Source organism: Streptosporangium sp. NPDC048047 (assembly GCF_040653115.1).
Lineage (GTDB): Bacteria > Actinomycetota > Actinomycetes > Streptosporangiales > Streptosporangiaceae > Streptosporangium.
The window spans coordinates 1-24,964 of the sequence record NZ_JBEZNH010000033.1; the positions used below are offsets into that span (position 1 = coordinate 1).

The 24,964-nt window shown below is 73.7% G+C and carries 23 protein-coding genes; 16 read left to right on the forward strand and 7 right to left on the reverse strand.

From position 1 onward, the window contains the following. Positions 1–120 precede the first annotated feature (120 nt). Positions 121–945 carry an adenosylcobinamide-GDP ribazoletransferase gene (locus tag AB0D67_RS25095; RefSeq protein WP_362940428.1) on the forward strand — a complete coding sequence of 275 codons (825 nt, stop codon included), beginning with the start codon at positions 121–123 and terminating at the stop codon, positions 943–945. 113 nt (positions 946–1,058) lie between these two features. Here AB0D67_RS25095 and AB0D67_RS25100 read toward each other — a convergent pair whose 3' ends face one another. The 3 genes from AB0D67_RS25100 to AB0D67_RS25110 all read right to left on the reverse strand — a co-directional run bounded on the left by AB0D67_RS25100 (position 1,059) and on the right by AB0D67_RS25110 (position 3,538). Next, positions 1,059–1,979 carry a CPBP family intramembrane glutamic endopeptidase gene (locus tag AB0D67_RS25100; RefSeq protein WP_362940431.1) on the reverse strand — a complete coding sequence of 307 codons (921 nt, stop codon included), beginning with the start codon at positions 1,977–1,979 and terminating at the stop codon, positions 1,059–1,061. Between the two features lie 237 nt (positions 1,980–2,216). Continuing rightward, the gene (locus AB0D67_RS25105) at positions 2,217–3,194 is read right to left on the reverse strand and encodes a hypothetical protein (RefSeq protein ID WP_362940434.1); all 978 of its coding nucleotides are present in this window, start codon (positions 3,192–3,194) and stop codon (positions 2,217–2,219) included. Beyond that, complete coding sequence (locus tag AB0D67_RS25110) at positions 3,191–3,538, reverse strand: GntR family transcriptional regulator (protein WP_179818577.1); 348 nt, start codon at positions 3,536–3,538, stop codon at positions 3,191–3,193. The genes AB0D67_RS25105 and AB0D67_RS25110 overlap by 4 nt, the downstream gene beginning before the upstream one ends. Before the next feature lie 128 nt (positions 3,539–3,666). Between AB0D67_RS25110 and AB0D67_RS25115 the strand changes: the two genes are divergently transcribed. From AB0D67_RS25115 to AB0D67_RS25155, 9 genes are all read left to right on the forward strand, one after another. Next, complete coding sequence (locus AB0D67_RS25115; protein WP_362940437.1) at positions 3,667–5,154, forward strand: leucyl aminopeptidase; 1,488 nt, start codon at positions 3,667–3,669, stop codon at positions 5,152–5,154. 218 nt (positions 5,155–5,372) lie between these two features. Then, the gene (gene lpdA, locus AB0D67_RS25120; protein WP_362940440.1) at positions 5,373–6,752 is read left to right on the forward strand and encodes a dihydrolipoyl dehydrogenase; all 1,380 of its coding nucleotides are present in this window, start codon (positions 5,373–5,375) and stop codon (positions 6,750–6,752) included. Positions 6,753–6,791: 39 nt separating this feature from the next. After that, positions 6,792–8,261, forward strand: a complete 1,470-nt coding sequence (gene sucB / locus AB0D67_RS25125; RefSeq protein WP_362940443.1) for a 2-oxoglutarate dehydrogenase, E2 component, dihydrolipoamide succinyltransferase — start codon at positions 6,792–6,794, stop codon at positions 8,259–8,261. 178 nt (positions 8,262–8,439) lie between these two features. Further along, the gene (locus AB0D67_RS25130; protein ID WP_362940446.1) at positions 8,440–9,333 is read left to right on the forward strand and encodes a TIGR01777 family oxidoreductase; all 894 of its coding nucleotides are present in this window, start codon (positions 8,440–8,442) and stop codon (positions 9,331–9,333) included. A 66-nt stretch (positions 9,334–9,399) separates the two neighbouring features. After that, positions 9,400–10,137: a peptidase E gene (locus AB0D67_RS25135; RefSeq protein ID WP_362940449.1), complete on the forward strand. Its 738-nt coding sequence runs from the start codon at positions 9,400–9,402 to the stop codon at positions 10,135–10,137. A gap of 28 nt (positions 10,138–10,165) precedes the next feature. Beyond that, the gene (gene lipB, locus AB0D67_RS25140) at positions 10,166–10,843 is read left to right on the forward strand and encodes a lipoyl(octanoyl) transferase LipB (protein ID WP_362940452.1); all 678 of its coding nucleotides are present in this window, start codon (positions 10,166–10,168) and stop codon (positions 10,841–10,843) included. Between the two features lie 239 nt (positions 10,844–11,082). Beyond that, positions 11,083–12,012, forward strand: a complete 930-nt coding sequence (lipA, locus tag AB0D67_RS25145) for a lipoyl synthase (RefSeq protein WP_362940455.1) — start codon at positions 11,083–11,085, stop codon at positions 12,010–12,012. A gap of 163 nt (positions 12,013–12,175) precedes the next feature. Further along, positions 12,176–12,856 (forward strand): DUF4191 domain-containing protein, encoded by a 681-nt coding sequence (locus AB0D67_RS25150; RefSeq protein WP_362940458.1) that lies wholly within the window; start codon positions 12,176–12,178, stop codon positions 12,854–12,856. Positions 12,857–12,866: 10 nt separating this feature from the next. Continuing rightward, the gene (locus tag AB0D67_RS25155) at positions 12,867–13,694 is read left to right on the forward strand and encodes a class I SAM-dependent methyltransferase (RefSeq protein ID WP_362940461.1); all 828 of its coding nucleotides are present in this window, start codon (positions 12,867–12,869) and stop codon (positions 13,692–13,694) included. A gap of 187 nt (positions 13,695–13,881) precedes the next feature. Here AB0D67_RS25155 and AB0D67_RS25160 read toward each other — a convergent pair whose 3' ends face one another. Next, positions 13,882–14,343 carry an RDD family protein gene (locus tag AB0D67_RS25160; protein ID WP_362940464.1) on the reverse strand — a complete coding sequence of 154 codons (462 nt, stop codon included), beginning with the start codon at positions 14,341–14,343 and terminating at the stop codon, positions 13,882–13,884. 475 nt (positions 14,344–14,818) lie between these two features. Between AB0D67_RS25160 and glnA the strand changes: the two genes are divergently transcribed. After that, complete coding sequence (gene glnA, locus AB0D67_RS25165) at positions 14,819–16,243, forward strand: type I glutamate--ammonia ligase (protein ID WP_362940467.1); 1,425 nt, start codon at positions 14,819–14,821, stop codon at positions 16,241–16,243. A gap of 219 nt (positions 16,244–16,462) precedes the next feature. On the opposite strand, the gene AB0D67_RS25170 is transcribed toward glnA, so the two are convergent. Continuing rightward, complete coding sequence (locus tag AB0D67_RS25170; protein WP_362940470.1) at positions 16,463–16,930, reverse strand: hypothetical protein; 468 nt, start codon at positions 16,928–16,930, stop codon at positions 16,463–16,465. 360 nt (positions 16,931–17,290) lie between these two features. Continuing rightward, positions 17,291–17,902, reverse strand: a complete 612-nt coding sequence (locus AB0D67_RS25175; RefSeq protein ID WP_362940473.1) for a hypothetical protein — start codon at positions 17,900–17,902, stop codon at positions 17,291–17,293. A 298-nt stretch (positions 17,903–18,200) separates the two neighbouring features. Between AB0D67_RS25175 and AB0D67_RS25180 the strand changes: the two genes are divergently transcribed. From AB0D67_RS25180 to AB0D67_RS25200, 5 genes are all read left to right on the forward strand, one after another. After that, on the forward strand, positions 18,201–19,637 hold the full coding sequence (locus AB0D67_RS25180; protein WP_362940476.1) for a sensor histidine kinase: 1,437 nt from the start codon (positions 18,201–18,203) through the stop codon (positions 19,635–19,637). Beyond that, entirely contained in the window at positions 19,634–20,317 is a 684-nt protein-coding gene (locus AB0D67_RS25185) for a response regulator transcription factor (protein WP_362940479.1), read from the forward strand. The genes AB0D67_RS25180 and AB0D67_RS25185 overlap by 4 nt, the downstream gene beginning before the upstream one ends. Positions 20,318–20,546: 229 nt before the next feature. Further along, a complete protein-coding gene (locus AB0D67_RS25190; RefSeq protein WP_362940482.1) occupies positions 20,547–21,626 on the forward strand; it encodes a sigma-70 family RNA polymerase sigma factor in 1,080 nt (359 codons plus the stop codon). 101 nt (positions 21,627–21,727) lie between these two features. Continuing rightward, positions 21,728–22,531, forward strand: a complete 804-nt coding sequence (locus AB0D67_RS25195) for an NlpC/P60 family protein (protein ID WP_362940644.1) — start codon at positions 21,728–21,730, stop codon at positions 22,529–22,531. A 6-nt stretch (positions 22,532–22,537) separates the two neighbouring features. Next, positions 22,538–23,545, forward strand: a complete 1,008-nt coding sequence (locus tag AB0D67_RS25200) for an LLM class flavin-dependent oxidoreductase (RefSeq protein WP_362940485.1) — start codon at positions 22,538–22,540, stop codon at positions 23,543–23,545. Positions 23,546–23,571: 26 nt separating this feature from the next. Here the strand turns inward: AB0D67_RS25200 and AB0D67_RS25205 are convergent, their stop codons facing one another. After that, positions 23,572–24,771, reverse strand: coding sequence for a hypothetical protein (locus AB0D67_RS25205; protein WP_362940488.1), 1,200 nt, complete (start codon positions 24,769–24,771; stop codon positions 23,572–23,574). Positions 24,772–24,964: the final 193 nt, after the last annotated feature.

The window sequence follows — 24,964 nt, forward strand, 5'->3', positions numbered from 1 at the left end:
CGGCGGCGTGGTCGCCGAGGCCGACTGGCGGGCCGCCACCGACCGCCTGGAGACCCCGGTCCTCGGTCCCCGGTCGCCCGCCGACGGAAGGCGGATGACGGGCGGCTACGATCGGCGGTCATGTCCGCAGGCCCCTCCCCGCCCCGCCCGTCCACGTTCGCCGACGGGCTCCGCCTGGCGGTCGGCACGCTGAGCGTCCTGCCGGTCCGGTCGCCGGAGGTGGTCGACCGCCGGGCCGCCGGGGTCGCGATGACGGCCGCGCCGTTCGTGGGCGCGCTGCTCGGGGCGGTCGGCGCGGCCGTGCTCGGGGCGGCGCTGTGGGCGGGGATCTCGCCGCTTCCGGCCTCGGTTCTGGCCGTGGGCTCCCTGGCGCTGCTGACCCGGGGCCTGCACCTGGACGGCCTGGCCGACCTCGCCGACGGCCTGGGCAGCGGCAGGCCCGCGGACCGCGCGCTGGAGATCATGAAGCGGTCCGACATCGGCCCGTTCGGCGTCGTGACGCTGGTCCTCACCCTGCTGCTCCAGGTGGCGGCACTGGAGGAGGCGGCCTCGGCGGGGCTGGGGCCGGTCTCACTGGTGACGGCCTGCGCGGCGGGGCGGCTGGCGCTCACCTGGGCCTGCCTGCCGTCCGTCCCGCCGGCCCGCCCGGACGGCCTCGGCGCGACGGTCGCGGGCACCGTACGGCGCGGCGCCGCGCTCGCGGTGACGGCTCCGGTGCTCGCCGGGGTGACGGCCCTGGCGTACGGCGTCGCGGGGCGGGGGCCGTACGCCGTGCCCTGGGGGTTCGCGGCGGCCGTGCTCGCCGGGCTGCTCGCCGCCCGGGCGCTGCGGCGCAGGGCCGTGCGGCGGCTGGGCGGGGTCACCGGCGACGTGCTCGGCGCGCTCGTGGAGGTCGCGGCGACCGCCGCGCTGCTGGTGTGCGCGGTGATCGCCGGGAACCGCTGACCCCGGACGGCCCGGACCCCGCCCCGACCTGCCTGGGCCGCGCACCGGGCACGTCCGGCGTCACCTCGGAAGACGGCTCAGACGCCTGCCTGGGCGACGGTTCGGACGGCGGCTCAGACGGCGGCCGGGGCGGGCGCGGTGACCGGGCGGAACCGGAACAGCGCGGCGGTCAGTACGGCGATCAGAGCCGAGCCGACCAGACCGGTGATCCCGGCGACGGCCAGGTGGGGCGGCGCGGCGGCGTCGCCGACCAGCATGATGAGGCCGCCCGAGCCGTTCAGCGACGCGTGGCCGATGACCGCCGGCCAGATGCTGCCGGAGCGCAGGCGCAGCCAGCCGAGCAGGGCGCCGAAGGCCACGCAGAAGACGACGAACATGGGCGCGGCCCACGCTCCGAGCTCGGGGTAGTTGTAGCCGCGCAGGGTGAGCGGGGCGTGCCAGGCGCCCCAGATCACCCCGGAGACCAGCAGCGCCCGCCAGGTGCCCATCGGCATGAGCCGGGGCAGGAGCCAGCCGCGCCAGCCCCACTCCTCGCCGAAGGTGGCGATCGAGTTGATCAGCGGGACGATCAGGAAGATCGAGACGACCTGGATGAGCGCCGTGATCGTGGGGTCGGGCGCGACCTGTCCCTGACCGGTGCGGGGCAGGCCCTGACGGAACAGGCTGAGGCCGTACAGGTCGACGGAGAGCAGCCCGAAGGCGGCGCTCAGCGCGATCGCCGCGGCGACGAGGACGGGGACGCCGAACCAGGCCGCCGCGAGCAGCCCCAGGGTGCGGCCCCGGCGCTCGCCGAGGGTGAGGCCGGTGCGGCGGGCCCACTCGCGCGCGGAGGTCCCTGGCTCCCCGCGGCTCCTGCCGTACAGCCACACGACCAGGACCCCGAACGTCGGGGTGAACATCATCACGAGGCCGGCCACGGTGAAGAGCGGGGAGCCGATGGGGGCGTCGGCCAGCCAGATGGGCAGCGCGGCCACCCAGGACAGGGCGAACGCGGTGATCAGGAACAGTGGGAGGTCTGCGGACCGGCGTGGCATGACATCACCTTTCGGGATTCTCGCGGGGAGGCTTCCGTGACTTCCGCGGAGGAGGGAGGCCCGGCCCGTCCACCGGCGCGGTCCGGACCGCGGAACCGGTCGAGGGGCCGGGGAGTGTGCCGTCGAAGGCCGTCAAGGGACGGAGGTTCGACCGGGGAGTCGGGACGGGTACCGGGGAACGGGAGATCCGGGGCGGCGCGGGAAACGTCTCCGTCGGGGCCGCGCCGTCCCGGCGGGTCACGCGGCGGCCGTCTCGGCGGCGTAGGCGTTCAGCAGGGCCGCGGCGCGCTCGGCGTCGTCGACGGAGACGATGAGCCGCCCGCCGTCGGCCCGCCGGACGACCAGGCACTCGCCGCCGCGCACCATGACCGCGAGCCGCCCGGTGCCGGGCAGGCCCCGCACGCCCCAGCCGCCGACCTCCAGGGGGTTGTGCCGCTCGGCGGCGGCCCACGCGATCTTCTCGGCGGGGACCCGGAAGGCGGGCCAGGAGAACGGGCCGAAGCCGACCCGCAGCCCGTCCGGGCTGACACGGACCCGGATGTCGCTCACCAGGGACACGATCAGCGCCAGGGGCAGCAGCGGCAGCAGGACGGCCCAGACGGCCTCCCCGACCGGCGTCCCCAGGACGAGGAATCCGACGGAGACCATGCCCGCCAGCAGCATCGCCACCGACAGGCTCGACAGCCAGGGGTTGGTGGCGCGGCCCGCCCAGACCGCCCGCTGCCCCGGCCGCAACCGCATGGCCGGCGCGTCCTCGGGGTCGGTGGGCCTGTCGGCCTCGCCCCGGCCGAGATACGCGGCGAGCAGGCCGGTTCCGAAGGCCGCGCCGAGCACGGCGGGGACCGTCCAGCCGGGCATCACGGCCTGACGCCAGTCGGCGACGTCGAGGTTGACGAGGAAGGTGGAGCCCGACACGGCCAGGACGAACACCGACCCGCCGAACAGGAAGCCCCACCAGTTCGCCCGTCCGCCCCGGGTGCCCAGCAGCCGGCCGCGCGCGGCCGAGACGAGGAGGAACGCCCAGAGGGCGACCCAGAGGCCCAGGCCCGCCACGATGCTCGTGGTGAGGGACATGTTCCCGTCGGGGGCGGTCATGCTCCAGTGCGTGGCGACGGGGTCGGGCAGGCGGTCGCGCAGCGCGAGGGGGATGGCGACCAGGGCCGCGCAGACGAGCGTGCCCCAGACGAGCGCGACGGTGACGGCGGTCCGTTTCATGAAAGCTCCCGGATGATGTGGATGACCTCTTCGGGGCCGTAGCCGTACCTGTCGGCCTCGGCGAGCAGCTCGCGCGCCGCCTCCTGCAGCGCCGCGCGCGCGTCGGGCCTGCTGAGCACGCTGACGCCGCGCCCGCGACGGAACTCCAGCAGCCCCTCGTCCCGCAGCTCGCGCAGTGCCCGCAGGACCGTGTTGACGTTTATCCCGAGCGCGCCCGCCAGATCCCGGGCGGGCGGGAGGCGGTCGCCCGGGGCATAGGAGCCCTCGGCGATTGCCCGCCGGATCGACCCGGCCACCTGATCGTGCAGGGGGCGGGGATCGTTCAAGTCCAAAGTGAGCAGCATGGTGATATCTACAGTAGCACCATGACCTTGATGGTGCTAACCATGATGGTTTCATCCGGGCTCCCGCCGATTCGTAGGACGAACCCGCGTTTACGCGTTGCTCCCAAGCACGACTAGCATCGGGCGACGTGACCACTGTGCGGCTGAACTCAACTGACAACGCTGTCTCGTTTGATACCGATGCCCTGGTCGTCGGCGTCCACAGCAGCCCCGACGGTCCCGTCCCCGCTCCGGGGGCCGAGGGCCTCGACGACGCGCTCGGCGGCCGGCTGGCCGCGACCCTCGGCGCCATGGGCGTCAAGGGCAAGGCGGGCGAGATCGCGAAGGTTCCGACCTTCGGCGCGCTGAGCGCCCCCCTCCTGGTCGTCGCCGGCCTCGGCGACGCCCCCGAGGGCGACCACGACCCCGAGGCGCTGCGCCGCGCCGCCGGCGCCGCGACCCGCGCGCTGGCCGGGACCGCCCGGGTCGCGCTCGCCCTGCCCGCCGCCGACGCCGAGCGAGCCGGGGCCGTCGCGCTGGGCGCCCTGCTCGGCGCGTACTCCTTCACCAAGTACCGGACCGGCGGCGAGCCGGTCGCCCCGGTCGGCGAGCTGACCGTCCTGAGCCGCGCCGAGGGCGCCCAGGCCGCGGTCGACCGCGCCGTCACCGTGGCCGGGTCGGTCTCCCTCGTCCGTGACCTGGTCAACACCCCGCCCTCCGACCTGTGGCCGGCCCGCTTCGCCGAGATCGCCCAGGAGATCGGCGCGCAGGCGGGCCTGTCGGTGGAGGTCCTCGACGAGAAGGAGCTCAAGGAGGCCGGGTTCGGCGGCATCGTCGCCGTCGGCCAGGGCTCGGCCAACCCGCCGCGTCTGGTCCGCCTCGCCTACAGCCACCCCGAGGCCGGAAAGCGGGTCGCCTTCGTCGGCAAGGGCATCACCTTCGACTCCGGCGGCCTGTCCCTCAAGCCCACCGCCTCGATGGACTGGATGAAGTCCGACATGGGCGGCGCGGGCGCGGTCTTCGGCGCGCTCGTCGCGATCGCCGGGCTCGGCCTGAAGGTCAACGCGGTCGGCTACCTGTGCCTCGCGGAGAACATGCCGAGCGGCACCGCCCAGCGCCCCTCCGACGTCTTCACCAGCTACGCCGGCAAGACCGTCGAGGTCCTCGACACCGACGCCGAGGGTCGCCTGGTCCTGATCGACGGCATCGCCCGCGCCGCCGAGGACGAGCCCGACGTGATCGTGGACGTCGCCACGCTCACCGGCGCCCAGATCGTGGCGCTCGGCTGGCGTACGGCCGGCGTCATGGCCAACGACGACGAGCTGCGCGCGACCGTCGTCGAGGTCGCCGGCGAGCAGGGTGAGGCCGCCTGGGGCATGCCCCTGCCGGAGGAGCTCCGCAAGGGTCTGGACTCCCCCGTCGCCGACATCGCCAACCTGCACCCCGAGCGCTTCGGCGGGATGCTGACCGCGGCCATCTTCCTGCGGGAGTTCGTGCCCGCCGGGGTGAGCTGGGCGCACATCGACATGGCCGGTCCCGCCTTCAACAAGGGCGAGCCGCACGGTTACACCCCCAAGGGCGGCACCGGGGCGATCACCCGGACCCTCGTGGGCATCGCCGAGCGCTACGCGGGCTGACCGATCCATCCCGCCCCGGGCGGCGTCCCCGAGCGGGCGGCGCGCGGGGCGGACAAATGAAAAGATGCGGTCGCCGGGGCCCGGCCGACGGGCCGGCCCCGGCGCGAGCGGCGATCCGCACCCCGCGGGGCGGACGCGCGCGGCGCACCCGCGCCGTTCGCGGGGCGGGCCGGGCGCGACCGTGAAGACGGTATTTCGATCCGACAAGGAGCTTTCCTGTGGCTGATGGCAGCGGCCCCTACGACATCGTCGTCCTGGGGGGCGGCAGCGGGGGGTATGCCTGCGCTCTGCGGGCCGCCGAGCTGGGCAAGAGCGTCGCGCTGATCGAGAAGGACAAGATCGGCGGCACCTGCCTGCACCGGGGGTGCATCCCCACCAAGACCCTCCTGCACTCGGCGGAAGTGGCCGACGAGACCCGGGAGAGCGCGGCGTTCGGCGTCCGGGCCCGTTTCGAGGGCATCGACATGGACGGCGTCCACGCGTTCAAGGACAAGATCGTCAACCGCGCCTGGAAGGGCGTGCAGGGCCTGCTCAAGAGCAAGGGCATCACGATCGTCGAGGGTGAGGGCCGTCTGGCGGGCCCGAACCGCGTGGCCGTCGGCTCGGAGGTCTACGAGGGCCGCGACATCGTGCTCGCCACCGGCTCGGCGCCCCGGACGCTGCCCGGCCTGGAGATCGACGGCGAGCGGGTCATCACCAGCGAGCACGCCCTCCGGCTGGACCGCGTGCCGAGCTCGGTGGTCGTCCTGGGCGGCGGCGTCATCGGCGTGGAGTTCGCCAGCGTCTGGCGTTCCTTCGGCGCCGAGGTGACGATCGTCGAGGCGCTGCCGCACCTGCTGCCCCTGGAGGAGGAGTCCAGCTCCAAGCTGCTGGAGCGGGCCTTCCGCCGCCGCGGCATCAAGCAGGAGCTCGGCGTCTTCTTCGAGAGCGTCAAGACCACCGACACCGGCGTGGTCGTCACGCTCGCCGGCGGCAAGACCCTCGACGCCGAGCTGCTGCTCGTCGCCGTCGGCCGCGGCGCCGTCTCCTCGGGCATGGGCTTCGAGGAGGCCGGGATCGCGATCGAGCGCGGCACCGTCGTGGTGAACGAGTACTGCCAGACCAGCGTGCCGGGCGTCTACGCGGTGGGCGACCTCATCCCCACCCTGCAGCTCGCCCACGCCGGTTTCGCCGAGGGCATCCTGGTGGCCGAGCACATCGCCGGGCTGAACCCGGTGCCGATCGACTACGACGGCGTGCCGCGCATCACCTACTCCGACCCCGAGGTCGCCTCGGTCGGCATCACCTCCGCCCAGGCCCGGGAGCGCGGCCACGAGATCGTGGAGTTCACCTACGACCTCGCGGGCAACCCCAAGAGCCAGATCCTGCAGACGCAGGGCGCGGTCAAGGTCATCAGCGAGAAGGACGGCCCGGTGCTCGGCGTGCACATGGTCGGCCGCCGCGTCGGCGAGCTGGTGACGGAAGGTCAGCTGATCTACAACTGGGAGGCCCTGCCCTCCGAGGTCGCGCAGCTGATCCACGCCCACCCCACCCAGTCCGAGGCCGTCGGCGAGGCCATGCTGGCCCTGGCCGGCAAGCCGCTGCACGTCCACAACTAACCACCGGCCCTCGCTCGGAAGACACGAGAGAAGACACCAATGCCGAAGTCCGTACAGATGCCCCAGCTCGGCGAGAGCGTCACCGAGGGCACCGTCACCCGCTGGCTGAAGAAGGAAGGCGAGCGCGTCGAGGCCGACGAGCCGCTCCTCGAAGTCTCGACCGACAAGGTCGACACCGAGATCCCCTCCCCTGCTTCGGGCGTCCTCAGCAAGATCGTCGTCGCTGAGGACGAGACCGTCGAGGTCGGCGCCGAGCTGGCGATCATCGACGAGGGCGGCACGGCCGCCGCGGCCCCGGCCGAGGAGGCCGCCCCGGCCGCCGAGCCGGAGCCGCAGCCCGAGCCCGAGCCCGAGCCGGCCCAGCCGATCTCGTCGATCCCGCAGCCCGCTCCGCAGCAGGCGCCCGCCCCGGCCCCGCAGCCGCAGGCCCAGGCTCCCGCCCCGGCGCCCACGCCGGCTCCGGCCCCCGCGCCGCAGGCCCCGGCCCCGGCCCCGCAGCAGGCTCCCGCCGCGCAGGCGCAGCAGGCTCCAGCCGGTGAGAGCCCGTACGTCACCCCGCTGGTGCGCAAGCTCGCCAGTGAGCACAACGTCGACCTGGAGTCGCTGAACGGGACCGGCGTCGGCGGCCGCATCCGCAAGCAGGACGTCCTGGAGGCGGCCCGCAGCCAGCGCGAGCAGGCCCAGGCCGCCCAGGCTCCCGCGCCGCAGGCCGCCGCCCCGCAGGCTCAGCAGCCTCAGCAGGCCGCCGCCCCGGCTCCCGAGCCGGTCGCGGTGGACACCACGCTGCGCGGCCGTACCGAGAAGATGTCGCGGCTGCGCCAGACCATCGCCAAGCGCATGGTGGAGTCGCTGCAGGTCTCGGCGCAGCTCACCACCGTGGTCGAGGTCGACGTCACCAAGATCGCGCGGCTGCGCGACCGGGCGAAGGCCGAGTTCCAGCGGCGCGAGGGCGTGAAGCTGTCGTTCATGCCGTTCTTCGCCCTCGCCACCGTCGAGGCGCTCAAGCAGCACCCGAAGCTGAACGCCACGATCAACAGCGAGACCAACGAGGTCACCTACTTCGACGCCGAGCACCTGGCCTTCGCGACCGACACCGAGCGCGGCCTGATCGTCCCGGTGATCAAGGACGCCGGTGACCTCAACATCGCGGGCCTGGCCCGCAAGATCGCCGACCTGGCCGAGCGCACCCGCACCAACAAGGTGAGCCCGGACGAGCTGACCGGCGGCACGTTCACGCTGACCAACACCGGCAGCCGCGGCGCGCTGTTCGACACGCCGATCCTCAACCAGCCGCAGGTCGGCATGCTGGGCACCGGCGCGGTCGTCAAGCGCCCGGTCGTCGTGGACACCCCCGAGGGCGAGGTCATCGCCGTCCGCTCGATGGTGTACCTCGCGCTCAGCTACGACCACCGCCTGGTCGACGGCGCCGACGCCGCCCGCTTCCTGACGACGATCAAGCGTCGCCTGGAGGAGGGCCGGTTCGAGAACCAGCTGGGCCTGAACGCCTAGTCTCTCCGGTTCCCCGTTCCGGGCCGGTCCGCGTCACGCGGGCCGGCCCGGTCCGTTTCCCGGGGGACCCCGGCGGCCCGCCGGGGTCACGGTCACCGCGCCGGCGGGCCGCGCCCGGGTGAATCCGGTGGCCTCCGCCTCCCGAAGACCGGAGGGGAGGTCGATTACATTGGACGATATGACGATCATCGTGACCGGCTCGTCGGGCCTGCTGGGATCCGCCCTGGTCCGCTCCCTGCGCGCCGACGGCACACGGGTGGTCGCACTCGTACGGCGGGCGCCGCGAGGCCCGGACGAGGCGTTCTGGGACCCGGCGGGGGGCACTCTCGATCCTGCCGTGCTGGAGGGCGCCCGGGCCGTGGTCCACCTCGCCGGAGCGGGCATCGGCGACCGGCGCTGGAACGAGGAGTACAAGCGCGAGATCGTCCGCAGCCGGGTGGAGGGGACCGCGACCGTCGCCCGGGCCCTGGCGGAGCTGCCGGCCGCTCCGGCGCTGCTGTCGGCCTCGGCGACCGGCTTCTACGGCGACACCGGCGACCGCGAGGTGGACGAGACGTCCCCGGCGGGCTCCGGCTTCCTCGCCCGGGACGTGGTGGTGCCCTGGGAGGCCGCCACCCGGCCCGCCGCCGAGGCGGGCGTCCGGGTGGCGCTGCTGCGCACCGGGCTGGTGCTGAGCCGCGACGGGGGTCTGCTGGCCAGGATCCTGCCCCTCTTCCGCTCCGGGATGGGCGCCCCGCTGGGGTCGGGCCGGCAGTACATGTCGTGGATCTCCCTCGACGACTGGGTGGGGGCCGTGCGACGCGTCCTGGACGATCCGGAGATGTCGGGGCCGGTCAACCTCACCGCGCCGGAGCCGGTGACCAACGAGCGGTTCACCAGGGAGCTCGGGCAGGCCGTGCACCGGCCGACGATGCCGGTGGCCGTACCCGGTTTCATGCTGCGCGCCGTCCTCGGGGAGTTCGCCGAGGAGGGCGTGCTGATCGGCCAGCGGGTGCTGCCGCGGCGGCTGCTGGAGGCGGGCCACGCCTTCCGGCATATCCGCCTCGACGACGCGCTCGCCGCCGTACTCTAAGGTCCGTTTCCCCGGGGTCCGTTTCTCCGGGGCCCCTTTCCGCCGAAGTCACCTGGAGATCGACATATGGGCAGGTCCGGGCAGTCGCACATCCTCGCCATCGGGGGCGGGTCCTTCCGTCAGACCGAGCGCCACGGGTTCATCGAGGCGAGCCCGCTGCTGCGCTACGCCCTCGACCTGACCGGGCAGGACCGCCCCAGGCTGGGCCTGCTGGCCACCGCCACGGGTGACGACGCCGACTGGCTGCTGAAGATGTACGGCGCGTTCCGCGACTGGGACGTCGAGGTCAGCCACCTGACCGTGTTCCCGATGCCCAACGTCGCCGACCCGCGCGAGTGGATCCTCAGCCAGGACGCGATCTATGTCAGCGGCGGCAGCGTGGCCAACCTCGCGGCGCTGTGGCGGCTGCACGGTCTGGACGAGGCGTTCGCCGAGGCGTGGCGGGCGGGCGTGGTGCTGTCCGGGCAGAGCGCCGGCGCGCTCTGCTGGCACGTGGGCGGCAACACCGACTCCTTCGGCCCCGAGCTCCGGGCGTGGTCCGACGGTCTCGGGCTGCTCCCCTACTCCTGCGGCGTGCACTACGACTCCGACCCGCAGCGCCGCGAGCTGCTGCACCGGTCGGTGGCCTCGGGAGAGCTGCCGGGCGGTTTCGCCGCCGACGAGGGCGTCGGGCTGCACTACGTCGGCACCGAGTTCATCCAGGCCGTCACCGTCTCCCCGAACGGCTACGCCTACCGGGTCGAGCACGACGGCGCAGGCGGGGTCAAAGAGCTCCGCGTCGAGCCCCGGCTTCTCACCGCATGAGCGGGGCCGGGTCAACTACTCTTGGTACGTGAGTGACCTGGCGATAGTCCGTCTCGGTGTCGATTTCCCCTACGAACAGGCATGGGATCTTCAGCGGCGGCTCCACGCCCGCCGGGTGGCCGATGAGATCCCCGACACCTGTCTGCTGCTCGAACACGCGCCGGTCTACACGGCCGGCAAGCGCACCGCCCCCGGCGAACGGCCCGCGGACGGCACCCCGGTCATCGACGTCGACCGGGGCGGCCGGATCACCTGGCACGGTCCCGGCCAGCTCGTCGGCTACCCCATCGTCAGGCTCGGCGGGCCGCTCGACGTCGCCTCCTACGTCCGGCTGCTGGAGGAGACCCTGCTCGGCGTCTGCGCCGACTTCGGGGTGCCCGCCGTGCCGGTGCCCGGGCGCAGCGGCGCCTGGGTGGCCGGTGACCCCTCGCACGGCCTGCCGGACCGCCGGGTCGGCGCGGTGGGCATCCGGGTGTCGCGGGGCGTGACGATGCACGGGTTCTCGCTCGACTGCGCCAACGACCCGAGCTGGTACAACCGGATCATTCCGTGCGGGATCAGCGACGCCGGGGTCTCCTCGCTGTCCGCCGAGACCGGCCGCCGGATCGTGGTGGACGAGGTCACGCCGTACGCCGAGAAGCGCCTGGCGGAGGCGCTCGGCGCGCGCGCCTTCGAGCTGTACGAGGAGGACCTCTTCCGCCCCTAGGCTCCCGGGCGTGCCGGGGGCGGCCCGGGAGGCGGGCCCGTGAGGCCCCCGGACCGGGGCGGGATCCGAGGGCGCGGCCCACCGGGTGGATACGGCGGGCGGGGCGGGCCGCCGGACGGGCGCGGTGGGGGGGCCGCCGGGCGCGCGTGGCGGGCGGGTCACCGGGCGGACGTGGCGGCGCAGGTCGCCGCGGGGTGCCGGGTGCGTCCGCTGTCCGCCGGGGACATAAGCTGAATGACGTGACCGTTGCTCCTGAAGGCCGAAAGCTCCTCCGCCTGGAGGTTCGCAACAGCCAGACCCCCATCGAGCGCAAGCCCCCGTGGATCAAGACCCGGATGAAGACGGGCCCTGAGTACACCGAGCTGAAGTCGCTGGTGAGACGCGAGGGTCTGCACACGGTTTGCGAAGAGGCCGGCTGTCCTAACATCTACGAGTGCTGGGAGGACCGCGAGGCCACGTTCCTCATCGGCGGCGACCAGTGCACGCGGCGCTGCGACTTCTGCCAGATCGACACCGGCAAACCCGCCGAGTACGACACCGACGAGCCGCGCAGGGTCGCCGAGTCGGTCCAGCAGATGGGCCTGCGCTACGCCACCGTGACCGGCGTCGCCCGCGACGACCTGCCCGACGGCGGCGCGTGGCTGTACGCCGAGACCGCCCGGCGGATCCACGCGATGGTGCCCGGCTGCGGCGTCGAGCTGCTGGTGCCCGACTTCAACGGCGACCAGGCCCAGCTGGAGGAGGTCTTCTCCGCCCGGCCCGAGGTGTTCGCCCACAACATCGAGACCGTGCCGCGGATCTTCAAGCGCATCCGTCCCGCGTTCCGCTACGAGCGATCCCTGGAAGTGATCACCAAGGCCCGGCGTGCCGGTCTGGTGACCAAGTCCAACCTGATCCTCGGCATGGGCGAGGAGCGCGAGGAGGTCCTGCAGGCCATGCGCGACCTCCACGAGGCCGGGTGCGACCTGCTGACCGTCACCCAGTACCTCCGCCCCACCCCGCGCCACCACCCGGTGGACCGCTGGGTGAAGCCGGAGGAGTTCGTCGAGCTGCAGAAGGAGGCCGAGGCCATCGGCTTCGCCGGGGTCCTGTCCGGCCCGCTGGTCCGCTCCTCCTACCGCGCCGGCCGCCTGTACCAGCAGGCCATCGAGGCCCGTCAGCACGCCTGAGGCCGCCGTACGGCCCGCCGTACGGCCGGTGTGCCCGCCACACCGCACGGCCCGCCGTGCGCCCGCGTCGCCGCGTCCGCGGCGGCGCGGACGGGGGCCGGATCGGTCCACGGTCAGGTCACGTTTTCATCTCTTGCCCACTCGATTTGTATCCTTCATGACTATGGCGAAGAAGCCCGAAGACCAAGAGCGCCCGGGGCGCGTCAAGCAGCTCCGCATGATCGCTCAGATCATCAAGCAGGCCAACCCCAAGGGGATGCCGATCGTCTACGCGTCGGCGCTCGGCACGCTTGTGCTGTTCGTCGTGCTCGGGCTGGTCACGGGCTGGCTGCTGTACCTCATCCTCATCGGGGTGATGGCCGCCCTCATCGTCGGGCTGGTCGTCTTCGGCCAGCTCGCCCAGCGGGCGCAGTACTCCATGCTGCAGGGCCAGCCGGGCGCGGCCGCGGCGGTCCTGCAGAGCATGCGCGGCAACTGGGAGGTGACCCCGGCCGTCGCGGTCAACCGCGACCAGGACATCGTGCACCGCGCGGTCGGCTACCCCGGCATCGTCCTGATCTCCGAGGGACCGGGCACGCGGGTGCAGCGGATGCTCGTCGCGGAGAAGAAGCGCGTCCAGCGGGTCGCGCTCGACGTCCCCGTCTACGACATCCAGTCCGGTGACGGCGAGGGGCAGATCCCCATCGCCAAGCTGCAGCGGCACCTGATGAAGCTGCCGCGCAACCTCAAGAAGCCCGCCGTCTACGAGGTCAACAACCGGCTGAAGGCGCTCCCGCAGACGCTGCCGATGCCCAAGGGCCCGCTGCCGCGCGGCGGCCGGATGCCCCGCCCGAAGATGCGCTGACGGCGGGCCGATGGACCTCGCAGGGGTGGCGCGGCGCCGGGTGGACGCCGTCGGCACCTCCCGGGCCAACCGCGGCTGGTGGGACTCCGCCGCCGACGACTACCAGGCCGAGCACGGCGGGTTCCTGCGCGACGCGGGCTTCGTCTGGTGTCCGGAGGGCCTGGACGAGGCCGACGCGCGCCTGCTGGGCGACGTCGCGGGCAGGGACGTCCTGGAGATCGGCTGCGGCGCCGGGCAGTGCGGCCGGTGGCTGGCCGCGCAGGGCGCCAGGGTCGCCGCCTTCGATCTGTCCTTCCGCCAGCTCCAGCACTCCCGCCGGATCGACCTGGCCGGCGACGACGGCGGTGACCCCGGCGACGGCGGCGAGCCGCTGCCGGTGGTCCAGGCCGACGCCGAGGCCATGCCGTTCGCCGACGAGTCGTTCGACCTGGCGTGCTCGGCGTACGGCGCGCTGCCGTTCGTGGCCGACGCCGGGGCGGTGCTCCGCGAGGCCCGCCGGGTGCTGCGGCCCGGGGGACGCCTGGTCTTCTCGGTCAGCCACCCGGTCCGCTGGGCCTTCCCCGACGACCCGGGCCCGCGCGGCCTGACCGCCGACCGGTCCTACTTCGACCGCTCCCCCTACGTGGAGGTCGGCGAGGACGGGCGGCCGTCCTACGTCGAGCACCACCGCACGATGGCCGACTGGGTCGGGCACGTCGTCGCCTCAGGGCTGGTCCTGGAGGGCCTGGTGGAGCCGGAGTGGCCGGACGGCCACGAGCGCGAGTGGGGAGGCTGGAGCCCGCTGCGCGGCCGCCACCTGCCGGGGACCGCGATCTTCAGCTGCGCCCGGCCCGCCTGACCGCGCGCCGTACCCCCTTCCGGCGCGCCGTCCCCGCCGGCGCTCCTTCGGCGTCGCGCGCCGTACCCGCCCTCAGAAGGCCGCCGGCCTCGCGGCGGCGCGGATCTCAGGCTCGGGTCCCGGGCTCGGGCCCTGGGCTCGGGCTCGGGTCCCGGGCGATCTCAGGCGCGGGTCGCGGATGCGGGTCTCAGATGCGCACGACCACGGTGCCGGCCGCGCGGTCGTGCAGGCCGCGCTGGTCGCGGTCCCAGATCAGGGCCGGTACGGCCAGGCAGAGCAGCACGGTCCGCACCACCACGGGGAGGAAGGGCGGCCGCCCGCCGCCGAGCGTGGCGACCCGGATGTTGAGCAGGCGCATGCCGAGGGTCATGCCGGTGGTGCCGACCAGGAGGATGTACTCGGCCGCCAGGACCAGGAGCGGGACCCAGCTCCCCCGGACGGGGTCGATCCGCAGCAGCCCCTGGGTGATGGCCCAGGCGCAGATCAGCCAGTCGATCACCAGCGCGCCGAGCCTGCGTCCGAATCCGGCGACCGATCCGCCGCCGTGCTCGGGCAGACCGAGCCGCTCCCCCGGGTAACCGAGGTCGACGCCCGCCGACCGGACGCCGCCGAGCCACGTCTGGGTCCAGCGGGGTTGCCTGCTGTTCATGGCCCAACGGTATCCGCCCGCGCCGCCGCCCCCGAATCCGCCCGCGCCGGTTACCGGGACCGTACGGTGACCCGCCATCATTGGATGATCACTTCCGCCGAGCGCTCACCCCCCGGAGCCCCCAGTGTCCGACATGGACGACGTCGACGAGCGCTTCGCCGCCTGGCCGGCGGCGGAGCGCTGGCGGTCCACCGGCCCGACGTCGTGGAGCGGGTCCGCCTCGCCGTCCCGGAATGGTTCTCGGCGCCGGACGCCGGCCCATGAGACACCGGACGCCGGCCCATGAGACACCGGACGCGACGCTCCGGGACGTGAAACTCCGGCAAAGGTCGACGCATCCGCGCAACCGGGCGTATCCGGGCGGCTACCGTGGACGGAGGCCGTGCTTAACACGAGTGAAACAGTCGAGACACGGGGCAGTAACGGCACAGTCCTACCTTCGGCACTGTCAGCCCGTGTCCCTTGGGAGGTTCGCGTGTTCAACTCCGCCGACGACGTCCTGAATTTCATCAGGGACGAAGGCGTGCAGTTCGTCGACGTCAGGTTCACCGACCTGCCGGGGACGACGCATCACTTCACCTTCCCCGCGGAGAACTTCGGGGCCGGCGTCTTCACCGACGGTCTGATGTTCGACGGCTCGTCCATCCGCGGCTTCCAGGCCATCCACGAGTCGGACATGCTGCTGCTGCCCGACCCGTCCACCGCGGTCCTGGACCCCTTCCGGCAGCACAAGACGCTCAACATCAACTTCTTCGTGCACGACCCGCTGACGGGTGAGGCCTACAGCCGCGACCCGCGCAATGTGGCCCGCAAGGCGGAGGAGTATCTCAAGGGCACCGGCATCGCCGACACGGTCTACTTCGGCCCCGAGGCCGAGTTCTACATCTTCGACGACGTGCGGTTCGAGACGAGCGCCCACTCGAGCTTCTACCACATCGACTCCATCGAGGGCGCCTGGAACACCGGCAAGGCCCAGGACGGCGGCAACCTCGGCTACAAGCCGCGTTTCAAGGGCGGCTACTTCCCGGTGCCTCCGATGGACCACTTCACCGACCTGCGCTCGGAGATGGTGCGCCGCCTCATCGACGCCGGCGTCGAGGTGGAGATGCAGCACCACGAGGTCGGCACCGCCGGCCAGGCGGAGATCGACTTCCGCTTCGACACCCTGCTCAAGGCCGCCGACACGATGATGCTGTACAAGTACATCGTCAAGAGCACGGCGCAGGAGTACGGCCACACGGTCACGTTCATGCCCAAGCCGATCTTCGGGGACAACGGCTCCGGCATGCACTGCCACCAGTCGCTGTGGAAGGACGGCGAGCCGCTGTTCTACGACGAGGTGGGCTACGCCGGCCTGTCGGACACCGCCCGCTACTACATCGGCGGCCTGCTCAAGCACGCCCCGTCGCTGCTGGCCTTCACCAACCCGACGATCAACTCCTACCACCGCCTGGTCCCGGGCTACGAGGCCCCGGTCAACCTGGTCTACTCGCAGCGCAACCGCTCGGCGTGCATCCGTATCCCGATCACCGGGTCCAACCCCAAGGCCAAGCGCATCGAGTTCCGGGTGCCGGACCCGTCCTGCAACCCGTACTTCGCCTTCGCCGCCCAGCTCATGGCCGGTATCGACGGCATCCGCAACAAGATCGAGCCGGTCGAGCCGGTCGACAAGGACCTGTACGAGCTTCCGCCGGAGGAGGCCCGTGACATCCCGCAGGTGCCGGGGTCGCTGCCGGAGGTGCTGGCCGCGCTGGAGGCCGACCACGAGTACCTGCTGGAGGGCGGCGTGTTCACGCCGGACCTGATCGAGACCTGGATCGCCTACAAGCGGGAGAACGAGATCGACCCGCTGCGCCTGCGCCCGCACCCGCACGAGTTCGAGCTCTACTACGACGTCTGAGCCCCTGAGCCTCCGGCCCGCGTGAACACCGGCGGTCAAGCCGCCAGGGCACACAGGGCACTCATGCCTCCCGCGGAAGGCCGTCGACCGTCCCGCCATCGAGGGCACGCTCGACGGCCTTCCGCATGCGCTCCTCCCCCGACGGCATGAAGTGCGTGCGGGTCAGCAGCGTGAACCCGGGGCCCTCGTGGCCGAGGAACGCGGACAGCCCTGACCTCGCTACGGGTCAGAAGGCGTCCGGCCGGTGTCTCCTCTGTCCCGGCTCCAGATTTCGGTGCATCGAGGGAGGTCTTCGATGCCCCCGCCTTCAGGGATCAAACCCCAAAGGAAGGGGATCAGGTACCGAGGCGGTTCGCCCAGGAGGACGGTCAGCTCGTCCTCGGTGACGGTGAGGGTGAACGTCACACCCGGCCGCCCGGGGTTCCATCCCTGTTCGACGGCTCGCCGGATGCATCCGGCGACGAGGGCGGGGCGGACCGCGATCGTCCGTTCTCCGAGCCGGTTGTCCGGCCGGGCACAGGGAAGCGACACCACGAGGACACGCCCCGGCTCCACGGTCCGCTCAACGGTGACGGTGAGGGGACTCCAGCCGTTGCCTCGGCAGTAGGTGGGCTTGTGCCGGATGCGCCAGCGGAAGGCGGTGCCGTCGACGTCGATGAGCCGTGAGCCCTTCCTGGGCATCGCCACGGGCGCCTCCAGGCTTCCGTTCCGTCGCTGTTCCGTGGGAGCACCGGAAGCAGCGAGAAGTGACGCGGGACACCGGCAAGCGTAATCCCCGCTCATCCACATGATCGAGATGTTTTCCCAGGTGCCTGATCAGGCATCGGAGATCACCCGGATCTGCGAGGGCAGGGCACAACTCAGGGCACACGAGTGCGAGAGGCGGCGCAGGACGATGAGAGCCTGTGAGCAGTGAAAGTGCTGCTCACAGGCATGATGAGACGGCTGTCGCAGGTCAGGGCGGCTAGCCGGTCGGATCTACGGCGTCTGGCCGGTCGCGGGGCCCGGGGCCCCGCGCGAGGCCCCGGCGAGCGGATCGCCGGGGCGTCAGCGGGCGCCCGCCCTGCGCCGCCGGTAGGCCACGACGGCCGCGGCCAGCAGCGGCCCCCAGGCGACCAGGGGCGCGTAGCACACGACCAGGACCGGCAGCCCCGGCCCGCCGGGGGCGAGCAGCGGGTGGTCCGCCGGCGTCATCACGAGCCTGTTCACCATGACGACGCCCAGCAGCGTCGCCAGCACCGTGCCCGCCCAGGCGGGGATGAGCACGGCGCGCGGCGGCAGCGTCCGCCCTCCGAGCCAGGGAACCCACCGGGGGACGACCTCCCCCCACGGGCGGATGAGCCCGAGCGCCAGCAGGGCGAAGCCCTCGGACACGACGCACAGGGAGAGTATGTACAGCTTCTCGCCCGTGCCCATCTCCTCGGCCACGTAGCGCTTGACGCCCTCGCTCAGGCCGAGCGGGAACCCCGTCAGCATGGCGACGCGCCACAGGGTGGACGGCAGCGGCGCCAGCACCGACAGGTGGGTGACCCACCGCGCCCAGCGCTGCACCTGCCCGAAACGGACCTCACGGACCGCACGGACCTCGGGGCCCTCCGCCCGCCGGGCGGGCGCGCGGTGCTCTCCAGGGTGGACGGGGCGGGTGTCGTTCGGTGTCATGCATTCGATCCTGGCGGCGCGGCGCGGGCCGTACCTCGGCCGCGAGGACGGTTCCCGTCCTGCTCCCCGGGGAGCACGCTACCTCCGGGGGAGCAGTGGTTCCGGCGGACGGTCCCGCTGGCGGAGCAGCGGGTCCGGCCGGACGGACCCGCTGCTCCGGCCGTACGGGCCCACCGGCGGAGCGGCGGTTTCGGCGGACGGGCCCACCGGCGGAGCGGCTCTCCCCCGCGGATCGGCGGCCCCGCGCCCGTTCCCCGCACTCGCGGGGGTCCGCGGATCCGGGTTCTAAGCTGGGGTGATGCTCCCCCGCCCGCCGCTCTCCCGCAAGGCGCTGGACCCGCTGCTCGCCCTGTTCATGGTCCCCGTCCAGGTCGTCGGCGTGCACCTCGTCTCGGGACCGGTCTACGTGCTCGACGCCGGCGGCACGCCGGTCGAGCTGAGGAGCAGCGCGGTCGGCTGGTTCGCCCACGCCGTGGTGGTGCTGTCGGCGCTGGCGCTGTGGGTCCGCGGCCGGCGGCCGATCACGGCGCTCACCGTCACCGCCGGCCTGTTCGTCGTCTACGCGGCCGCCGGCCATCCCCTCGGGCCGATGGTGCTGCCGGTCATGATCTGTCTGTTCACCGTGGCCCTGTCGCTGCGGCACCGGCCGGCGGTGGCTTCGGTTCTCGCCGCGGTCGTCGCCGCCGGGGCGATCCGGCTGACCCCCCGGATCGTCGGCCTGTACGGCGACGCCGGCCGAGCCGCCGGCGCGCTCACCGGGCTCTACGCCTTCCTGGTCGCGGTCTTCGGTGGCGCGGTGCTGCTGGGCGAGGTGATCGGCCAGCGGCGGGCGGCCGCGGAGGCGCGGAACGCGGCGGCGGAACGCGAGGCGGAGCGCCGGGTCGGCGAGGAGCGGCTGCGCATCGCCCGGGAGCTGCACGATGTGGTCGCGCACAGCATGGCCGGCATCGCCGTGCAGTCCTCCGCGGTCCTGCGGATGCTCGGCGACCCCCCTCCCGAGGTGCGTGCCTCGCTGATGGAGATCCGCAAGGCCAGCAAGGACGCACTGGCGGAGTTGCGGGCCACCGTGGGCACGCTGCGCGACGGTGGCCCAGGGGACGCCGGTGACGCCGGCGACGCCGCGGGACCGGCCGCGCGGGGGCTGGACCGGCTCGACGCCCTCGTGACGGCCGTGCGCAACGCGGGCGTCCCGGTGGACCTCCACCGGATCGGGCCCGAGGCGCCGCTGCCGCCGCAGGTCGGCCACGCCGCCTACCGGATCCTGCAGGAGTCGCTCACCAACGTCCTGCGCCATGCCGGGCCGGACGCCGCCGCGACGGTCCGGGTGGAGTACGGCCCGGCCGGGCTGCGCCTGGAGGTGACCGACGACGGCCGGGGCCAGGCCGGCGAGCGGACCGGGCACGGCGGCCACGGCGGCCACGGCGGCCACGGCGGGCGGGACGGTCACGACGGGTACGGCGGTGACACCGGGTACGGCGGGCACGGCCTCGCCGGGATGCGCGAACGGGCCGAGGCGGTGGGCGGTTCGGTGGATGCCGGTCCGGCGCCCGGCGGGGGGTTCAGGGTGTCGGCGAGCCTGCCCGTCCCCGCGGCGCCCGCCGTACGGGACGCCGGGGGAGGCGGCGGAGGAGACGGCGGGAGGGGCCGCGGGAGGAACGGCGGGAAGAACGCTGGGATGAACGGCGGGGAGAGCGGCGTGAGGAACCGCGGGAGAAACGGCGGGGAGGCCGGATGATCCGGGTCGGGATCGCCGACGACCAGGCGCTGGTGCGGTCCGGGTTCCGCGCCCTTCTCGGCACCGAGCCGGGCATCGAGGTCGTCGGCGAGGCCGGGGACGGCGGCGCGGCCGTGGCGCTGGCCGGGGAGCTGCGCCCCGACGTGATGCTGATGGACATCCGCATGCCCGAGGTGGACGGCCTGACCGCCACCCGGCGGATCGCCGGCGATCCCGCGCTCGGCGGGGTCCGCGTCGTGATCCTGACGACGTACGTGGAGGACGCCAACATCTTCGCCGCGCTGCGCGCCGGGGCGAGCGGCTTCCTCGCCAAGGATGCCGAGCCCGAGGAGCTGGTGCACGCGATCCGGGTGGTGGCGCGCGGCGACGCGCTGCTGTCGCCCGGGGTGACCCGCCGGCTGGTGGCCATGTTCGCGCGGGTCCGTGAGCATCCGGAGGCCGACGCCTCCCCGGACGATCTGCGGGTGCTCACCGGCCGGGAACGTGAGGTCCTCGCGCTGGTCGCGGGGGGACTGTCCAACGATGAGATCGCGCAGCGGCTGGACATGCGCCCGCTGACCGCCAAGACCCACGTGAGCCGCGTGCTGGGCAAGCTCGGCCTGCGGGACCGCGCCCAGCTCGTGGTGGCGGCCTACGAGTCGGGCCTGGTGCGGCCCCGCCGGGGTGCCCTCCCGTCCTGACGGTGCGCGGGCCGGTCCCCGCCGGCTGCCGGTTCCCATCGGCTTTTGTCGGTCCCGTCGGCTGTACTGGTCCGGTGTCCGCACTCCGCACGAGGCCCGGGATACGGGACCTGGGATGCGGGCTCCCGGACGCGGGACCCGGATCCGGGATCCGGGCGCGGGTTTCGGACCCCGTCTGCCGGAGAGGGGTCGGACCACGCCTCCCGGAGAGGAACGAAAGGCTCACGACATGTCAGGTGACCCGGACGGCGACGACTTCCTCCGCCAGGCCGCTCCGTTCCGGCGCGAGCTGCTGGCGCACTGCTACCGCATGCTCGGCTCGGTGCACGACGCCGAGGACCTGGTCCAGGAGACCTACCTCCGGGCGTGGCGCTCCTACGACCGCTTCGAGGGGCGATCGTCGCTGCGCACCTGGCTGCACCGGATCGCCTCCAACGCCTGCCTGGACGCCCTGGAGAGCCGGAACCGCCGGCCGCTGCCCACCGGCCTGGGCGGCCCCGCCGATCCCGGTGACGCCCTCGTGCGGCGGCCGGAGGTGCCGTGGCTGGAGCCGGTGCCCGACGCCCTGGCCGGTGTCCCGGCGGGCGTCGGGGCCCGCGTCCCGGCGGGCGCGGCCCCGGCCGATCCCGCCGCGGTCGTGACCTCGCGCGAGAGCGTCCGGCTGGCGTTCGTCGCCGCCCTCCAGCACCTGCCGCCCCGGCAGCGGGCCGTGCTGATCCTGCGCGACGTACTGAGCTGGCGGGCGGCCGAGGCCGCCGAGACACTCGGCACGACGACGGCGGCGGTCAACAGCGCCCTGCAGCGTGCCCGTGAGCGGCTCGGTCAGGTGGCGCCGTCCGAGGGCGGGACCACCGAGCCGGCCGAGCCGGACGAGCGCGAGCTGCTCGACCGTTACGTCGCGGCGTTCCAGGCCAAGGACGTCCCGGCCATCGTGGAGCTGCTCACCGCCGAGGCCGTCTGGGAGATGCCGCCCTTCACCGCGTGGTACCGCGGGCGCGCGGCCATCGCCCGGCATCTGGCGACGCGGTGCCCGGCCGGCCCCGGAGACCTCCGGCTGCTGCCGGTCGGGGCGAACGGCCAGCCGGGGTTCGCGATGTACCTGCGGGACGACGGCGGGTACCGGCCGTTCGGCATCCAGGTGCTCACCCCCACCGCGTCCGGTGTCGCGCACGTGGCCGTGTTCTTCGGTCTCCGGCTCTTCACGACGTTCGGCCTGCCACCGCGCCTGCCCGCGACCCCGCCGGTTCCTCCCCCGCCGGTCTCTCCCCCGCGCTCCGCGCCTCCTTCCCCGGTTACGACGGGCCGGTGAGCCCGGTCCCGGCAGGCCGGTGAAGGCGAGGACCGAGCGCGATCGGCGGGTGAATTAGGCAGAATTGACCTGACTTGCGCCGAGGAGCGGGGGTGAGCGGGATGGCACGGGTCTCGCGGAACGACCCGGAGAGCCGGGCCATCGGGGACGCTGGGGACGCTGGGGACACGGCACGGTCCGGGGACGGCACCGGCCGCCGCGACCCGGCGGCCTCGGAGGGCCCGAGGACCGGGAGCGGCCCGGACCGGAGCCGCAGGCGGGCGGTCACGGCGGGCGCGGCCGTGCTCGCGGGGGTCCTGGTGGTCGCCGGCGGCTCCGCGCCGCTCCTGCCGGCGGCCCTGAACCGGGTGACGGCCATCGCCTTCGCGATCGAGGCCGGAGGTCACCAGCCGGGCTGGTCCGGCGGCTCGATCCCCTACTCCTGGGGCGGCGGCCACGACACCGCCCCCGGTCCCTCCTACGGCACCTGCCAGGGCTACACCGGCCGGATCCGGCCCTGCCCGGCCACCGCCACCCTGGGCCTCGACTGCTCCGGGCTGGCCCGGTGGGTCTACCACCTGGCCTACGGCCGCGACGTCCTGGGGCCGGGCAACACCGACGATCACGTCAGACGGCTCACCAAGGTGCCGGCCGGCCAGGCCCGCCCCGGTGACCTGGTGTTCTACGGCAAGATCGGCAAGCGTACGGTGAAGACGCACCACGTCGGCGTCTACATCGGCGGCGGCGAGATGGTGAACGCGCTCCGGACCGGCACCGAGGTGCGGATCGACCCGGTCAGCGCCGTCAAGGACTTCGCCGGCTACTTCCGGTACCTTCCGGCCTTGGGCCCCGAGGCGATCCCCCAGGCCGCCGCCGTGGACCGTTCCGCCCGCCATGACCGTCCGGACGTCCTCTCGCTACGGTGAGGGTCCGTGAAGATCTCAGGAGCCCCCATGCGCCTCGGCGTCATGTTCGACCGCGATCTCCCCCCGGAGTCGCTCATCCCCTTCTGCCGCCACCTCGACGCCACGGAGGTGGACGACGTCTGGGTGGTGGAGGACCTCGGCTGGACGGGGGCGATCTCCTCGGCCGCCACCGCGCTCGCCGTGACCTCGCGGGTCCGGGTCGGCATCGGGATCACCCCGGCCCCGCTGCGCAACCCGGTCCTGCTGGCCATGGAGCTGGGCAACCTGGCGCGCATGCATCCGGACCGGCTCGCCGCCGGGATCGGCCACGGCGTCCAGGACTGGATGCGTCGGGCGGGCGCGGCGGCTCCCTCGCCGCTGGCGTTGCTGGAGGAGACCATCGTGGCGGTCCGGGCGCTGCTGCGCGGGGAGACGGTCACCACGCGGGGCCGGGCCGTACGGCTCGACGGGGTACGGCTGGTGCACCCGCCGGCGGTGCCTCCTCCGGTGCTCGCCGGGGTGCTGGGACCGCGCTCGCTGGAGCTGTCCGGGCGGGTGGCGCAGGGCACGATCCTGCCGGAGGGGTTCGGCCCCGAGCGGATCGCCGGGGCCCGCGAGCTGATCGGCGCCGGCGGGCGCGGGCGGGCCCTCCCCGCCCCGGGCTGCGGCGTGTCGGCGCCCGGTGGAGGCGGGTCGGCTCCCGGCGGCCCGGACGGCGAGCGCGGATCGGCCGGTGGCCCGGACGGCGGCCACGGCCCGGACGGCGGCCACGAGGTGGCGGTGTTCACCCACCTGTACGTCGACGACGACCCCGCCCGGGTCCGCGAGGCCGTCCGGCCCTCCGCCGTGGAGACGGGGTCGTTCCTGGGAGTCGCCCCGGACGAGGTGCCGATGGCCGCAGGCACGGCGAAGACGGCCGCCGCGCACGTCAGGGCGCTGTGGGCGGCGGGGGCCGGCACGGTGGTGCTCCGCCCGGTCGGCGACGAACCGCTCCTTCACGTCGACCGGATCCTGGCGGCGCTGCGCGACGGCTGACCCGCCCGGCTCCGGCCGTGCCGGCCCTACCCGGAGCGGCGGTCGCGCAGGCCGGTCAGGCGGCGCAGGACGTCCCACCAGAAGGACGCGCCGAACAGCAGGGCGATCACGGTGATCAGGTATCCGGGCCAGTGGCCGGGGCTGATCAGCCGGTCCCACCACGAGGCGCCGTTCCAGTTGAAGGAGGGGTCGCGCTCGCCGTCCGGGGGGATCGTCACGCTCACCAGGGAGTGATCGAAGATCTTGACCAGCGCCGGCGAGCTGAACGCCTCGGTCACGCAGTCGTACGGCTCGGCGGTGCCGGACACGGCGCACTTCTCCCGCAGCGCCGCGAGGCCCTCGCCGCCGCCCCCGGCGATGGCGGCCACCCCGGCCCGGTAGGCGTTGTCGCGCAGCAGGGTCTTGCCGTACTCCAGGGAGTCCATGCCGAACACCAGCGTCAGCGCCAGCGCGAGGACGAAGATCACCCATTTGACGTAGCGGCGGTACAGCCCGGACAGCCGTTCCATCTCGCCGTCGAACCAGTTCTCCACGCCCTTGCGGAACCTGCCGAGGTCGCGCTGGGCGCTCTCCCAGACGCCCCGCAGGTGGCCGGCGAGCGGGCTGCCGATGGCCTCCAGCTTGGCGAGCAGGCCCTCGACCCCGCCCTCCTCGGCGGCGACCAGCTCCATCACCGCGCCGGAGAACCGCTCCGGCGGGATGTCGGAGATGCTGGTCCGCTCCCCCTTGGGGTGGTCGATCTCGCGCAGCCGCTCGTACAGGCGCTCGGTCATGTCCACCCGCGGGGCGGGCACGGGATCGGCGTCGGACGCCGGATCGCCGGCGGGGACGGCACCGGTGGCGGACGCGGGACCGTCGGACGTGAGGTCGTCGGACGGGACACCGGCGGATGCGACGCCGGCGGGCATGAGGCCGTCGGGCGCGGGGGCGGCCGTGGACCCGGGGTCGGCGGGCACCGGCTCGACCACCGGCGGCGCGGGCTCCGCCTCGTGGCGGGGGCGCGGGTCGGAACCGGAGAACGGCAGCCGGGCGAAGACGTCCGTCACCTTCGCCGGAACCCACGACCGGCCGTCTCCCCGGGCGCCGTCCAGGGTGTCGCGGAGATAGGCCCACAGGAACTTGCTACGGATGCCGAAAAGCCGGACGAGGGCCTCGTTGGCCCCGCTCACCATGAGCGAGAGGAACAGGAAGGCAAGCACCAGGCCGATGGCCAGGTCGATGTACACCGATATCAATATGGATCACCCGCACCGTTGATACACGCCCGTCCCATCGGGCGCAACGGGATCGGCGAAAGAGACGGGGACGGGCATGACGGACCCCCGCGCCACGACGCCCTCCCGGAGCGGCCCGCGGCCCAGATTCCACGGCCCACGAGCCACGAGCCGGGGTCCGGGGGTCCGGGATCTGCGGACTGAG

Coding starts and splice junctions, on each gene's coding strand:
- sucB (WP_362940443.1), top strand. CDS start 6,792: ATGCCGAAGTCCGTACAGATGCCCCAGCTCGGCGAGAGCGTCACCGAG.
- AB0D67_RS25100 (WP_362940431.1), bottom strand. CDS start 1,979: ATGCCACGCCGGTCCGCAGACCTCCCACTGTTCCTGATCACCGCGTTC.
- AB0D67_RS25185 (WP_362940479.1), top strand. CDS start 19,634: ATGATCCGGGTCGGGATCGCCGACGACCAGGCGCTGGTGCGGTCCGGG.
- AB0D67_RS25160 (WP_362940464.1), bottom strand. CDS start 14,343: ATGAACAGCAGGCAACCCCGCTGGACCCAGACGTGGCTCGGCGGCGTC.
- AB0D67_RS25150 (WP_362940458.1), top strand. CDS start 12,176: ATGGCGAAGAAGCCCGAAGACCAAGAGCGCCCGGGGCGCGTCAAGCAG.
- AB0D67_RS25175 (WP_362940473.1), bottom strand. CDS start 17,902: ATGACACCGAACGACACCCGCCCCGTCCACCCTGGAGAGCACCGCGCG.
- AB0D67_RS25135 (WP_362940449.1), top strand. CDS start 9,400: ATGGGCAGGTCCGGGCAGTCGCACATCCTCGCCATCGGGGGCGGGTCC.
- AB0D67_RS25195 (WP_362940644.1), top strand. CDS start 21,728: ATGGCACGGGTCTCGCGGAACGACCCGGAGAGCCGGGCCATCGGGGAC.
- AB0D67_RS25095 (WP_362940428.1), top strand. CDS start 121: ATGTCCGCAGGCCCCTCCCCGCCCCGCCCGTCCACGTTCGCCGACGGG.
- AB0D67_RS25130 (WP_362940446.1), top strand. CDS start 8,440: ATGACGATCATCGTGACCGGCTCGTCGGGCCTGCTGGGATCCGCCCTG.
- AB0D67_RS25180 (WP_362940476.1), top strand. CDS start 18,201: ATGCTCCCCCGCCCGCCGCTCTCCCGCAAGGCGCTGGACCCGCTGCTC.
- AB0D67_RS25105 (WP_362940434.1), bottom strand. CDS start 3,194: ATGAAACGGACCGCCGTCACCGTCGCGCTCGTCTGGGGCACGCTCGTC.
- AB0D67_RS25110 (WP_179818577.1), bottom strand. CDS start 3,538: ATGCTGCTCACTTTGGACTTGAACGATCCCCGCCCCCTGCACGATCAG.
- AB0D67_RS25155 (WP_362940461.1), top strand. CDS start 12,867: ATGGACCTCGCAGGGGTGGCGCGGCGCCGGGTGGACGCCGTCGGCACC.
- AB0D67_RS25190 (WP_362940482.1), top strand. CDS start 20,547: ATGTCAGGTGACCCGGACGGCGACGACTTCCTCCGCCAGGCCGCTCCG.